The organism is Proteus vulgaris, assembly GCF_016647575.1.
Taxonomy (GTDB): Bacteria; Pseudomonadota; Gammaproteobacteria; order Enterobacterales; family Enterobacteriaceae; genus Proteus; species Proteus mirabilis_B.
In genome coordinates this window covers 674340-689498 of the sequence record NZ_CP032663.1, presented here as the reverse complement: position 1 = coordinate 689498, position 15159 = coordinate 674340, and the positions used below count along the sequence as shown (strand labels likewise).

Genomic DNA, 15159 nt, shown 5'->3' with positions numbered 1-15159 from the left:
GCTCTTTATTAATTTAAAGCTATTTTTCTAATAATTTTATTCCGTTAATTTATATCTCTCTTGATATCTCACATTTACCAATGTGACCAATAAAGCAAAGAGGGCAATCACTGCGGCTAGCCCAAAGCCTCCGCTATATCCAATCACAGCAGTTAAACTCACTAACATCATTGCACACGCCATTTCCCCTATATCACGCATACTTTGTACGGCGGTCATATCCGTACCCGCTTGATTATCGGTTGAGGCAAATCGCATACCTGCGGTCATAATCGCCACAGAAGTGATCCCTGATGATAAAGAGCCTAAAACTATACATATAGCAACCATTGGAAGACTAATCGTGCCCGTTGATTGTGAAAGCCATAATAATGAGGAGCCTAAAGCACACAGCAATCCTGCGGAAAAAGCTCGCCAAACGCCGATTTTATTAATTAACCAAGCCCCACCACCGCAGCCAAAGAACAGAGTTACCATTCCTCCCATCATGCCCATTTTTCCGACATCAGCTAAAGACCAGCCACTGTCAGTTAAAAACAATTTTGCTAAACCAAAGCCTGAAACTGCCGTCACCGCTGAAAGCAATGTCAGGGTTAATAGTCTGATAGCTCCTTTTCTTCGTACCGTTTTTAATAAGCTTGCATTAGGATGATCACTGTTTTCCCCTGCTTCATATTTGGCTTTTTGTTGAAAGAGCGTAATTGATATCAAACTAATGGCAGGGATCGACGCAAAGAATAACAATGTATTTTGCTGCCCTAATGTATCGCTTAACATCATCATTCCAGCCCCTCCTAAGAAAAAGCCCCCCATCACGCCTGCAATTTGAATCGCATTAATTTTAGATAATAGTGTGCCACTCGCATGTTCAGCCGCCATTCCATCCGTCGCGATATCTTGTGTTGCACTCGCTAATGAAGCGATAGCTAATAAAGCCACACCCCATTTAGCCATCTCAACAGAAATACCTATTAATGCTAAAAGCAATAAACAAAACGTCACAATGATCTGCATAGGAATAATCCAGCTACGGCGACGACCTAAAGATTTAAACCAATAATTATCAACCACAGGTGCCCATAAAAATTTTAATACCCACGGTAATCCGACTAGTGGAATAAATGCGATTGCACTTAAAGCTGAGCCTTCTTGGCGTAATAATGTAGGCAATGCATCCATTGCAATTCCCATCGGAATACCTTGTGCTAAATAAAGTAAACCTAGCGTTATCACTAATTGCCGATGTTTTAATAATTCTTGCATAACAGACTCCAATTACTGTCTTTTTAGTAGAAAAAGACCCATCAAAAAAAAGAAAACGGCACTGATCAACAAGGCACAACTTACCCACCACAAAGCAGCATGAGTTATAAATAAGTGACTAAAGACACTGATAAATAAAACCACGCTACTTATGGTTAAAATAAGAAAAGTAAGTTTGATCACTTGCGGATAAAGAAAATAAAAAAGAAGCGTTATCAACCAAACACCAAAAAAAGGCAGTATCGGTGATAACGCGGAGAAAATAGCGATAGGAATTAAACATGTACTGGCAAAAATTAAACCAGAACAACCTCCTAACACTAAACGGGAACTGATATTAATGGGCTTTTTTAATACCCAAATCACTAATCCACTAAAGGTCAATACACAGGCCATCATTCCCATTAGGCAATGAAGCACCGATAAACTAAAGTTTGCAGCACCTGTCCATAAATATTGACCATAATGCAAAGGCTGAACGGCAATAAAAGCACGCGTCCAAAATGCCTGAGATGCAGAACTTTTTTCTGCAACCCAGTGATTATCTAAGCCAGAAAAAAAGAACTGCTCAAAATTAGCGGTGCTGGGTAAATATAAATGAGTACCACTGACTGTGATTTGCTGTTCAGCACGATCTTTATGTTTCCAATTAATAGCTTCAGGAATAAAGTCTGGTTTTTCTTGTGAAAGTTGAATTAACAATGAGCTAGGAGAAGATGCAGTAAACTCAGATGAAATGGGTGTTGATTGTCCCATTAGTTTCATCATGACTTGTGCTGGTGCATCAGGCTCCACATATTTCGCCAGCATTAATGTACCGAATGCCCCTAATCCTGATAATGCCCCGGTTAAAGCAAATATAACGAGCCACGGATAACTCCATAATCCAATAACATTATGCAAATCAAAGAAAAACAGCCTACGCCCTTGATTAAAACGGAGTCGAAATAATTGATAGATTTTACGGTGATGAATAACAATGCCGGTTATTAGTAATAGCGCAAAAACAAAACCAAATAAGCTAATAAATAATCGTCCAGAAAAACCCAAAAATAGATTTTTATGTAGATTAACAATAGGAGAGATTACCTCTCTTAATCTAATTTCTTCACCTGTTTGTGCATTTAATTGTAGTGAACAATCCCCCATTCCTTGGCAGAAAGTAATAATAGGATGATCAATCGATGCTAATTTCACACTATTAAAACCGTTTTCACCTAAGAGGTATTCACCTTTTACTAATAACTGATCTAATGGCAATAATTCTTTATTTAACGGCTTAAATTGAGCCCATAAATTTAAATTTTCATGCGCTAATGACCATGTACCTGTAAATAAAATAACAAATAATAGAATGCCAAATAAGGTTCCTGTTTGACGATGAAGTTGTGAGAACTGGCGTTTTAATATCGCTTTCATAAAGTAAACTCCAACAATATTAAAGGTAAAGGCCACCAGCTCCATGCTCGCCAAAATACCTGTTTTCCATTCACTGAAAGCAAACTAAAACAGAGCATTCCACATAGAAATAAAACAGGTAAAAAGACGGCTGCATACAGACGATCAAGCGGATCTACACTGGGATAAAAGGTTGTTATCAGTAATGACAGCGTAATACTTCCGATTACGCTGCCTAAAACAGCACAACTGATCAGCAGTGCTTTTTGCATTAGAAATCAGCCTTGATATTCAACATCACATTACGAGGTTCACCGTAACGGTTATTCCATTGCGGAGAGAACAGGCTTGAGTAGTAACGCTTATCAAAGACGTTATTAATATTTAATGCTGCAGACCAGTTTTCATTAATTTGGTAGCCTAAACGTGTATTAAATATCGCATAGCCACCTTGGCGTAACGTAATTTCTCCGTTAGTTTTGCTATATTCACTTTGTGCTTGAATACCACCGCCCACGCTCCATTTACGTGCATCCCAAGGCAATTGATAGTTTGTCCACGCTCTGACCATATGACGAGGCACTAATGAGTTAAAACTATTGCCTTTATTAAGGGTGTCTTCTTTATATTCTGTGTCAGTGTAGGTATAACCGACAGAGAGATCCCAAAATGGCGATAAATACCCCATTCCTTCAATATCAAAGCCTTGGCTAACAACTTTGCCACCACTAATAAGATAGGTATTAAAACCACCACCAGGATGTGCAGGATCTTCTTGTGGATTATTTTTCATATCAATACGGAAAACCGCGGCGGAGACGTTAAGCCCACCATTCATCAACGCACCTTTGAATCCCGTTTCAACAGTTTGTCCTTCTACTGGTTTTAACATTTCACCACTCCAAGTTTTCCCTGTTTGTGGTTGATAAACCGTAGAATAACTGCTGTACCATGACCATTGAGGTGCAAAGTCCCAAATCAAACCACCATAAGGCGTGATTTTTCCATTTTCAGTGAACTTAGCTTGCGGTTTTGTCACTTCCCACCAGCTTGCCCTTGCTCCTGCAACCAACGTAACAGGCTCAATAAGCTTGATCCGGCTCATTCCATAAACGCCAGTTTGTTCTGTTTTTGTCGCACCTTGAGAGGAATAGCCCGTTACTTGTGGTTTTGGTACACTATGAGGATCCCAACGATAAACATTCACAGGAACATTGAGAGGATCTTTAAATTGCCCAGTATGTTGTTCCTCGCTAGCTTTCGAATAACTCATCCCTACTATCACATCATGCTGCAATCCCCAGCCACTGAGTTTTCCTGTGACATTGGTATCGAGACTTGTTTGATAGTTATGGAACTTGTAAGCGCCCCCCATCAGCATGGCTCCATCACCCGTTTCAGGATCAATATTTCCCCATGCTCCTGCATACAGCAAACGCGCTTTAGCATATTGATAATCAGCATTTATTTTAAACAGCCAATCATCATTAATTTGATGTTCAATTCCAGTAAATAGACGTGTGGTATCCCATTTGAATTTATCCCAATCAGCATCTAAATAGGTTTTACGAGAAAGATGTAAATCGCTCCCATCTTTCCCCATTGGCACACCAGCCATATTGGTGATGGAATCGATTGTTTGATATTGAATACCTGTGCGTAATAGCGTGTTAGATGTTAAATCAGCATCAACAGTGGCATAAATTAAGCGTGTTTTTTGATCTGAAATATCGTAGAAGAAATCTTTATCTTCCCATGCCATTACAACTCGACCACGGACACTACCGTCTTGATTTAAACGCCCGCCCACATCGACTTCACCGCGATAACGGTTCCAACTTCCAGCCGTAAATGTTGCTTTTAATTGATCGTCTAAAGGTGCATGTTTACGTACCATATTGACGGTTGCCGCAGGATTCCCCATTCCATGCATTAATCCGTTAGAGCCTTTTAAGATCTCAACACGTTCATAAACAGCCATATCTTGCGGCGAACTTGCCATATTTCCCATTAAAGCAGGAACACCATCAAGCTCAAAAGAATTGATTTGAAAGCCACGAGCGTAATAAGCTGTTGTTAATAAAACAAAAGGTGCGCTAGTAACCCCATTAGCGCGAGTCATTACTTCATCAAGGGTATTTAAGTTTTGAGTTTCTATTTGCTCTCTGTCTATCACAGAGACTGTTTGAGGGATCTCTCTGGGCTTAAGTGCCATTTTACTTAATGTACTAACGCCTGGAGCAAGGTTATCGCGGTGTTGTGCTGTGCTTTCCGTCACCACCAAAACATCGACTTCTTTATTATTTTCTGTTGCTGTATTAGCGATAGCAGAAAGTGAAAATAAAGCGGTAGAACACAAAATAGCGCATTGTGTTAATGCCAATTTATTTTGTGTGCGTTGATTTAATACTGGTGATAATTTCTGTGTTTTATCTAAGTCAGCTAAAGAAGAAATGTAAACCATACCTATCCCAAAATATTCAAATGATAATGGTTATCACTCTATCAATTTTGGGATTAAGGTATTTTCGATTGCCAAATTATCTCTTTCGATTGCCAATCGATATTACGCAACAACTAATGAAGATCGAAAAACTCAATATGATCCACAAAAACGTGAGAACCATATTGAAGATAACAACAATACATCAGGAGAACCTTCTTCAATGACTTTTCCATCATCAAGCACAATGACATGATCCGCCCGTTTGGCAATATCCGGATCATGAGTGATCACGACTCGAGTGGATGTTAGGTTTTCAAGATAAAGAGCCACTTTTTCACGACTGACTGTATCAAGGCTTGCCGTAGGTTCATCTAAAAATAAGATCTTAGGATCGGCTAATAATGAACGCGCTAAGCATAATCGTTGCTTTTGTCCTCCAGAATAACGGTCACCTTGTTCTCCTACATCTTCATCTAAATCAGTTTGAATCAACGGTAAATTCAATGCATTGAGTAACTGTAAAATATCCTTATCACTGATTGTTGATTGCTCATCTTGTAATAATGACCAGCGTAAAGTGCCTCTAATTAACTGGTTATGCTGAAATACGATTTGTCTTGTTTGCGCTAATACACTCCCAGATAAGTCGTTAACTTTTTTATCTCCATAAAAAACTTGCCCTTTATCCGCATCAATAAGACGCGCTAAAACACGTAGTAATGTTGTTTTACCTGCACCAGAACTGCCGACAATTGCCGTCATTTTTTTATCGGGGCATAGCGCTGTTATGTTAGAGAGGATCGGCGTACCTAAACTATTATTCACATCCAGTTGTTCACAACGAATGTCATTGCTTTTAGGCGTATCACTCTGTTTTGGGCTTTGTAATGTAGGAGCATCCAATGCGTTTTTAATTAATGTTAGTGACTGCTTGCTTTGTCTTAATGCTTGATCAATATGAGAAAGCTGAAATAACGGTTCAATAAAGCGAGCAATTAATACGACAACAGCTAACCACTGCGCTAAGGTGAGTTTGTTAGCATCAACATTTATCACACCAAACACGAGAACTGCGATAAAAATACCCTGAATGCAGAGAGAAAAAATTAAATGGTAAGGTAAACTCCGCTGTAATAACTGTACCTGTTGGTGATGTTGCGCTAACAAATCTTGCTGTAATTGCTGTGAAAATTGTGTATTGCGTCCACTTTTACGCAATAACGCCTGATGTTGTGCAAAATCAGCCAATGTTTTTACTGCAACGTTCTCCGCAGTTTGAAGTGTAGCCTCTTGTTTATGCAATCCTTTGGCACTGATCCGCATCACAACAACAAGCAAGAACGCAGATAGCATAAAAATAAATGCAAAAGTGACGTTATAAAATAAAAGGCCAATAATGACCGTTAATGGTGTGACAACCACACTGATCACCGGAGCCAGTAAATGGGCAGGAATGCTCATTGCACTCATAGCAGCCCCTGAGCACAGTGTTTGCGCTTGGGGAGGTGGCGTTAAACTACGAGGCAAATGACGGATCAAGGCTTGAACCAAGATTTTCATCACCGTCGTCCCCGCAAGAAAACCATTTAATGTCGCAATGTACTGAAAAACCAATGTAATTAATGTTAATCCCGCTAACATCCATAAATATTGGCTTGGGTCTTGATGCCAATAAATAATAATAGGTAATAACAATAATCCACATAGCCCTTCTAAAATGGCACTAAAAACCATAAAACTAAGGGGAAATTTTAAAGATAAGAGTAATGAAACAAAGGGATTAGTCTTCATTTTGCTCTCCTTGTTTCTGAACAAAATCACGATAGCGTTCACACTCAAGTAGCAAATCATCATGATTTCCCATTGCTACTAACTTTCCATCAACCATAAATATCACTCTATTCACCTGCTGTGCTAACGCCAAAGAATGTGTCACAACAATTCGTGTCATTGTTTTATTTTTCAATGCATTAAAAATATGTTGTGCATTATCAGGATCAAGCGCTGAAGAAGGTTCATCAGCCAATAACAACGGGCTATTAGCAATAAAAGCGCGAGCTATCGCTAAGCGTTGTGCTTCACCACCAGAAAGTGGCATTTCATCATTGATGATCGTTGATAAACCTTGAGGTAGAAGTTCAATGACTTCAGCAAAATGCGTATCATTAATTGCAGATTGCAGTTGTTCTTCATTGCAATTTGGATTAAATAACAATAGGTTATCTTTAATCGAATAAGGCAATGGTTGACTATTTTGCATTACCACTGTGGTGATTTGGTTTAATGCATGACGTGAATATGCTTGTAAGCGCTTATTCTCAATTAAGATCTCACCTGATGTTGCATCCATAAATCGAGCAATCAGTTGTAATAACGAGCTTTTACCTGCGCCAGAAGGTCCGACGATGGCAATAAACTCTCCTTTTTTAATTTCAAAATTAATATTATTGAGGATCTTTTTATCACCATAAGCGAGGCAAACAGAATCTGCCGTTAACGCTACCTGATGAGAAATACTCTCTACAGATTGCTCACCATATTGCATTTCAGATTGCTGTAATAATTGCTGGATTTGCTGTGCGGATTGTTTTGCAATACGTAATGCATCGCCACCATGTCCCATCGCCATGACTGGTTCAGCAATACGTCTTAGTAATAAAATAAACAGCAATAAATCTGCCAACGGTAATGTTTGTTCAAAAGTAACCGCTCCCAGTAATAACCAGCCCGTGAGTAAGGTTGCACTTAATAATAACTGGGTTAGTGATCCCAATAGTCCAACTCGTTTAACCCAATTTTGAAAATGAAAAACAAAATTAAATAAGGCTTTTTCTGTTTTACTGATAATGCCTTTATGTGGAAATTGACGTGCAACAAGTGGGTTTTCTGCCAGGAGTTGATAATCTTCAAAGAGTGCTTTCATCGCACTATCACGCTGTTCACAATAGGTTTGATAACGTGAAGATTGTGTTTGTTTAAAACAAAAATAAGCGATGATGAGAGGAATAAGAGCAAAAAGCAGTAAAGAAAGATTTAATATTGATAACACCATTATCGCAATAACAGGTACAACAATAAATTGCACAATATCAGCAGGTGCATGAGCAATTAATTGATGTAACGCTTTAATATCACGCTGAACATATTGATTAACGCCATTTTTTCCTTGGCTAACAAACCAATTTAACGGTAATTTCTGCATTTTTTCTGATAATGCTAATCGTAATTGGTAGGTTAATTTGGCATCCATTAAATGTGTTAAATGAAATGCAATGGTTTGTGATATTAGCCATACAACGCCACCAATAACAGCAATGGTTAACCACAACGTATTACTAGAGGGGAAAGAAAGAAGAAGCTGATAAAGTGCTAACCACGGTACTAAAGAGCTAAAACCTGCAACTGCTTGTAGCAACAAGGCACCTATTAATAAAGGGTGATAAGGACGTAATAATGCCCATAATTCATTATGCATAATAATCTCCACAACATATTGTGGCACTATAACGAAAAGGGTATTTACCCTCTAGCGACAAGGCTTTAGATTGCGTGACTATTACTTTCGATTTAGAAGCAAATTGCTTATTTACTAAGCAAGATAGAGAGAAGTGAAATTAATTACCTGTTTAAGGTGTAGTAATTAACATTGAAAGAATATCAATATTACCCATAAACTTAATAAAATCAATTAAGGTGTAAAATGCCCTTTGCGTACATCACCCGGTAATATACCAAAACGTTTACGAAATGCGACGGAAAAATGAGCTGGCGTATACCCAACATAATAGGCAACACTTGAGATAGATTCCCCTTCATTTAGCAACATATTATATGCGGTTTGTAAGCGATATTCTTGTAGCCAACCATAAACAGAATTACCAAATAATTGACGAAACCCTTGGGTGAGTTTTCGTGTATTTAATCCCACGCGTGTTGCTAATATTTCAAGTTTCGGTGGTGTTTCCATTTCAGCAATTAAAATCTCTTTCGCCTGTTTTAAGCTGTTTTTTTCACGTTGGCTTAATGGTCTATTAGCTGGCTCTTGTGCATGACATAAATATTGCAAACTTAATGAAGCAAATTCGCACGCTTTACCAGAGTAATAAAGTGGTTTTAAAGAGTCGTGAACTGGATTTTGAAATAACTGCATGGTTAACGCCAAAAAAGTGTTATCCATAGTCAGATGATGCAACATGAGTGATTGATTTTGTTGCAGGATGGGAGGCAACAAAATATGTTGTTGCTCAAGCCACTGAGATGATAATTGCAATAATGTGTATCTTAGGGGATCGCCAGATTTAAATTGATTCAATAAAGAATAGCGTTCAACACTATTAGCAATAAAAATACTTGGTGTTGCTATCTCTATTTTCTGCCCATTGACACTTTCACTAATCACACTTCCACTATGAACAGCCACTAAATTAAAGCCGGCTTGATAAGTCTCTTCAATCTGCAGATCTTCCGTGGTTTCTAATACACCTTGGCGCAATAGAATTTGGTCTTGAAAGCGATATTCTTCAACCTGCTGATGCTTAGGTTGATAACCAATGTATGAATAGAATGAAGAGTGTTGAGACATAATAGAAAGATATCAGCAGAGTAAATAATCACCTATGTTGTCAGCTATATTGTCAAACATTCAACGAAATAGCAATCATTATCATTTATGTCGAATAGCCTATTTTAAAGACAGGGTGCTTGTACCACAAATCTAACAACTTGAAGAAAAATTGGGGGGAGAAAACCTCCCCCACCAAACTATTTATTGCACATCAAAATAGCTTGAACTACAGTGCTTCCATCACTAATGTTAAGAGAACATAATCGTTCACCTACAATCATTGTGAAAGAAAGAACGGTCGCACAAATAACAGTAATTCCAAATAAGGTTATTTTAGTCAATTTTATTGACTCCTTTGTGAAAAGGAGACAGAATCAAGTTGTTCAGGTTTGAGTCTGTCCCCGGATTTTATGAGAATAAAATTCGGGGCTTTTCTCTTTCTGGCTTTTGCAAAATGCTTGAACCAAAATGATCCAAGCACCCACTAATATAGTAACAGAAATTTCTCTATCCCCTATACCTTATCAGTGGTAAATCACAAATTTAATCAAGTTAAAACAACATATTAGCTGATTGCGTAAAATGATTTACTATTGACTCAAACGCCAAAAAAAGACAAAATAAATTCGCTAAAACAAAGAAATTAACTTGTTTTATTTTCTTGACTCCTTACTTGAAAAAAGATCCGCACCCACCTCTTTGTTTTGCAATCGCCCCAAATAAATTTATTTGGGGCTTTCTTTTTTCCGTAAGATTTTCTTTTTTTAAATAGCGATAAAAAACAAAAAATCCCGAATACAAGTTTCTTCATATTCGGGATCATTATTACGGCAACAAATAAACTTAAACTTTATTTATCTTTTTATGCATTTCTTGAACTGAAATAACACTCGCCGTCGGATCTGCCGTTAATGATAGTGTTGTTGCAAATCCGCCATTTAACGTCGTGTCATAATGGACTTTATATCTTAATGCACTGCGACGAATAATTTTAGAATCTTCAATGGCTTGACGACCAGATGTGGTATTAACAATATAGTCATATTCACCATTTTTAATTCTATCTTCAATATGCGGCCGCCCTTCATGCACTTTATTGACTAAACGTGGATTTATTCCTGCTTCACCTAATACAATGGCTGTACCATGTGTAGCATCTAATTCAAATCCACTTTTTAGTAATTTTGTCGCCAAATCAACAACGCGCTTTTTGTCACCTTCACGCACAGAAAGAAGGGCTCTACCTTTTTTCTTCATAGTAGAACTGCTGCCTAACATCGCTTTAGCAAAGGCTTGTGCAAAGGTTGCACCAACGCCCATCACTTCACCTGTTGAACGCATTTCTGGTCCTAAAATTGGATCAACACCTGCAAACTTATTGAAAGGTAAAACCACTTCTTTTACAGAGTAATAAGGCGGAATAACTTCTTTTGTTACGCCCTGCTCTTCAAGACTTTGACCAATCATGACACGCGCAGCAACTTTGGCTAATGGTACGCCTGTGGCTTTTGACACAAAAGGAACGGTACGAGCAGCACGAGGATTAACTTCAATAAGATAAACATCATCACCTTTCACCGCGAATTGTGCATTCATCAACCCTTTTACACCTAATTCAAAAGCGAGCTCACGGACTTGTTTACGCATCACATCTTGAATTTCTTTGCTTAGGGTGTAGGCAGGCAATGAGCAAGCTGAATCACCAGAGTGAACACCCGCTTGTTCGATATGCTCCATAATGCCACCAATCACGACTTGTTTACCGTCGCAAATCGCATCAATATCGACTTCAATCGCATCATCAAGAAAACGATCTAATAAGACAGGCGCATCATTTGACACACTGACTGCGGTTTGGAAATAACGACGTAAATCAACTTCGTCATAAACAATTTCCATTGCGCGTCCACCAAGGACATAAGAAGGACGAACCACCAGCGGATACCCTATCTGTTGTGCTTTTTCTACCGCTTCTTCTAACGCCGTTACAGTGGCATTTTCAGGCTGTTTTAACCCTAACTTATCAACCGCTTTTTGGAAACGTTCACGATCTTCAGCTTTATCGATAGCATCTGGCGTTGTCCCAATGACTGGCACACCTTCAGCTTCTAGCGCTCTGGCTAATTTTAATGGTGTCTGTCCACCATATTGCACGATCACCCCTTTCGGTTTTTCGATACGTACAATTTCAAGCACATCTTCTAACGTAACAGGTTCAAAATAGAGTCTGTCAGAGGTGTCATAATCCGTTGAAACCGTTTCAGGGTTACAGTTCACCATGATGGTTTCGTAACCGTCTTCACGCAACGCAAGCGCAGCATGAACACAGCAATAATCAAACTCAATTCCTTGCCCTATACGATTTGGTCCACCACCTAAGATCATCACTTTAGGTTTATCTTGATGTGGATTTGCCTCGCACTCTTCTTCATAAGTCGAGTACATATAAGCCGTATCAGTAGCAAATTCTGCCGCACAAGTATCAACACGTTTATAGACAGGATGGAGTTGATATTGCTCACGTAATTGGCGAATGGCGCGCTCTTTTACGTTAAGTATTTTAGCTAAGCGTGCATCTGCAAAGCCTTTACGTTTTAACTGACGCAAGAAATCAGCGCTTAACCCTTTGATACCGACTTCACTGACTTTTTCTTCAAGACGAACGATTTCTTCAATTTGAACTAAGAACCAGCGGTCAATATTAGTGAGATTAAAGACACCATCAACGGATAGTCCAGCACGGAAAGCATCTGCGATATACCAAATTCTGTCTGAACCGGCTTCTTTTAGCTCACGGCGAATTTTCGTTAATGCTTCAGGGTCGTCTAAATCGACTTTAGGATCAAAACCTGTCGCCCCAACTTCGAGGCCTCGTAATGCTTTTTGCAAGGACTCTTGTTGTGTTCTACCAATTGCCATCACCTCACCAACAGATTTCATTTGCGTTGTTAATCTGTCATTTGTTCCTGCAAATTTTTCAAAGTTAAAGCGAGGGATTTTTGTCACAACATAATCAATGGATGGTTCAAAAGAGGCTGGCGTTCTCCCGCCAGTGATATCATTCATCAGCTCATCGAGGGTATAACCTACTGCTAATTTTGCAGCGACTTTCGCAATCGGGAAACCTGTTGCTTTAGAGGCAAGCGCGGATGAACGCGAAACACGAGGATTCATTTCGATAACAATCAAGCGCCCTGTTTTAGGATCAACCGCAAACTGAACGTTAGAACCACCAGTTTCAACACCTATCTCACGTAATACCGCCATCGAGGCATTACGCATAATTTGATATTCTTTGTCGGTAAGGGTTTGTGCTGGCGCGACAGTAATGGAATCTCCCGTATGAATTCCCATTGCATCAAAGTTTTCGATAGAACAGACGATAATGCAGTTGTCGTTTTTATCGCGCACAACTTCCATTTCATACTCTTTCCAACCAATCAGTGATTCATCAATTAACAGTTCATTGGTTGGTGATAAATCTAAACCTCGGGTACAGATTTCTTCAAATTCTTCACGATTATAGGCAATACCGCCACCGGTTCCCCCCATCGTGAATGAAGGACGGATAATACAAGGGAAACCAACTAGTTCAGCAACAGCAAAAGCTTCATCAAGGTTATGTGCAATGCCTGAGCGAGCAGTATCTAAGCCGATTTTTTTCATCGCTTTGTCAAAGCGTTGTCTATCTTCTGCTTTATCAATTGCATCAGCTGTTGCACCAATCATGGTGACACCAAACTCAGCCAAAACACCTTGGCGCTCTAATTCTAAAGCGCAGTTCAGTGCTGTTTGCCCGCCCATTGTTGGTAATACCGCATCAGGGCGCTCTTTTTCAATAATTTTTCTCACAACTTGCCAGTGAATGGGCTCGATGTACGTTGCATCGGCCATTTCAGGATCAGTCATAATGGTTGCAGGATTTGAATTTACCAAAACAACTCGATATCCCTCTTCACGAAGGGCTTTACATGCTTGAGCGCCTGAATAGTCAAATTCACACGCTTGTCCGATAACAATCGGCCCAGCACCTAAAATCAGGATTGTTTTGATATCTGTTCTTTTAGCCATTTTCTTTCGCTCCTGATTTATTTTGTTGTCACTGATTGCTGGTTTTGACGATATTGCGCGATAAGCTCGATAAAGTGATCAAAAAGAGGTGCGGCATCATGTGGCCCTGGGCTAGCTTCTGGGTGCCCTTGGAAACTGAATGCAGGTTTGTCTGTACGATGAATACCTTGTAAAGATCCATCAAACAGAGATTTATGTGTCACTCGTAAATTAGTAGGAAGTGATGTTTCATCAACAGCAAATCCATGATTTTGCGCCGTGATCATCACAGTATTTTTATCTAGATCTTTAACAGGATGATTACCACCGTGGTGACCAAATTTCATTTTGATGGTTTTTGCACCACTGGCTAATGCGAGTAATTGATGCCCTAAGCAAATACCAAATACGGGAATATCAGTGGTTAAAAAGGTTTGAATGGCGTTAATGGCGTAATCACAGGGCTCTGGATCCCCGGGACCATTGGAAAGGAAAATACCATCAGGAGAAAGGGCTAAAACATCTTGAGCTGGCGTTTGTGCTGGTACAACGGTGACTCGACACCCTCTATCCACCAGCATACGTAAAATATTACGTTTCACACCAAAATCATACGCCACAATATGCAGTGGCAATTCAGTCGCTAATTTTGCTGCTGGTAGTTCATTTTCTAGCGTCCAACTACCTTGAGTCCATTGGTAAGCCTGCTTGACGGTTACTGTTTTGGCTAAATCCATTCCCTTTAAGCCAGGAAAGGCCTTGGCTTTTTCAAGAGCAAGTTTGGTATCAAGATGTTCACCGACGATGATACAACCGTTTTGTGCGCCTTTTTCTCTCAACAAACGAGTTAACTTACGTGTATCAATGTCCGCAATAGCGACAATATTTTGGCGTTTAAGATAATCAGATAACGTTTCTTGTGCACGATAGTTGCTCATCACTAATGGCAAGTCGCGAATAATTAAGCCTTGAGCATGGATAGTTTCTGATTCTTCGTCTGAACGATTAACGCCGGTATTGCCAATGTGGGGATAGGTGAGAGTAACTATTTGTTGGGAGTAAGAAGGGTCGGTTAGTATTTCTTGATAACCGGTCATTGAAGTATTAAAAACGACTTCACCGATGGCGGCGCCTTCTGCGCCAATCGACTTGCCGTGGAATTCGGTCCCATCTTCTAGAACCAGTATAGCTGATTTAATCAAAATGCCCTCCAGAGAATAATAAATCACATTTCATGCATATTAATTCAGATTTAAGACTCTAAATCAATGCCAAAAACATAAAATTGGGCAAATTTTTGGCAAATTGGGCGCATTCTAAAGATCGAATAGGCAGATGTCTAGAAAAAACACCTTTTTAATTTAAAAAATATCATTCATTAGCAATTTAGTTAACCAAGTGACAATTTATACAATCAATCTTACAAATTTAACCGTTT

General features: G+C 39.2%; 10 protein-coding genes. All 10 read right to left on the bottom strand.

The features are described from left to right. Nucleotides 1-36: 36 nt before the first annotated feature. Nucleotides 37-1263, bottom strand: coding sequence for a RhtX/FptX family siderophore transporter (locus tag D7029_RS03220; RefSeq protein ID WP_194951827.1), 1227 nt, complete (start codon nucleotides 1261-1263; stop codon nucleotides 37-39). A gap of 12 nt (nucleotides 1264-1275) precedes the next feature. Next, complete coding sequence (locus tag D7029_RS03215; RefSeq protein ID WP_194951826.1) at nucleotides 1276-2682, bottom strand: PepSY-associated TM helix domain-containing protein; 1407 nt, start codon at nucleotides 2680-2682, stop codon at nucleotides 1276-1278. Further along, complete coding sequence (locus D7029_RS03210; RefSeq protein ID WP_109393204.1) at nucleotides 2679-2933, bottom strand: hypothetical protein; 255 nt, start codon at nucleotides 2931-2933, stop codon at nucleotides 2679-2681. The genes D7029_RS03215 and D7029_RS03210 overlap by 4 nt, the downstream gene beginning before the upstream one ends. Beyond that, nucleotides 2933-5125 carry a TonB-dependent siderophore receptor gene (locus D7029_RS03205; RefSeq protein ID WP_194951825.1) on the bottom strand — a complete coding sequence of 731 codons (2193 nt, stop codon included), beginning with the start codon at nucleotides 5123-5125 and terminating at the stop codon, nucleotides 2933-2935. The genes D7029_RS03210 and D7029_RS03205 overlap by 1 nt, the downstream gene beginning before the upstream one ends. Nucleotides 5126-5257: 132 nt before the next feature. Continuing rightward, the gene (locus D7029_RS03200; protein WP_194951824.1) at nucleotides 5258-6898 is read right to left on the bottom strand and encodes an ATP-binding cassette domain-containing protein; all 1641 of its coding nucleotides are present in this window, start codon (nucleotides 6896-6898) and stop codon (nucleotides 5258-5260) included. Further along, nucleotides 6888-8582, bottom strand: coding sequence for an ATP-binding cassette domain-containing protein (locus tag D7029_RS03195; RefSeq protein ID WP_194951823.1), 1695 nt, complete (start codon nucleotides 8580-8582; stop codon nucleotides 6888-6890). Before D7029_RS03195 ends, D7029_RS03200 begins: the two co-directional genes overlap by 11 nt. 213 nt (nucleotides 8583-8795) lie before the next feature. Continuing rightward, nucleotides 8796-9689 (bottom strand): AraC family transcriptional regulator, encoded by an 894-nt coding sequence (locus D7029_RS03190; protein ID WP_194951822.1) that lies wholly within the window; start codon nucleotides 9687-9689, stop codon nucleotides 8796-8798. A gap of 179 nt (nucleotides 9690-9868) precedes the next feature. Beyond that, complete coding sequence (locus D7029_RS19025; protein ID WP_247603653.1) at nucleotides 9869-9952, bottom strand: type I toxin-antitoxin system Hok family toxin; 84 nt, start codon at nucleotides 9950-9952, stop codon at nucleotides 9869-9871. Nucleotides 9953-10514: 562 nt separating this feature from the next. Continuing rightward, on the bottom strand, nucleotides 10515-13742 hold the full coding sequence (gene carB, locus D7029_RS03180) for a carbamoyl-phosphate synthase large subunit (protein ID WP_194951821.1): 3228 nt from the start codon (nucleotides 13740-13742) through the stop codon (nucleotides 10515-10517). A gap of 17 nt (nucleotides 13743-13759) precedes the next feature. Next, entirely contained in the window at nucleotides 13760-14923 is a 1164-nt protein-coding gene (gene carA, locus D7029_RS03175; RefSeq protein ID WP_194951820.1) for a glutamine-hydrolyzing carbamoyl-phosphate synthase small subunit, read from the bottom strand. Nucleotides 14924-15159 lie beyond the last annotated feature (236 nt).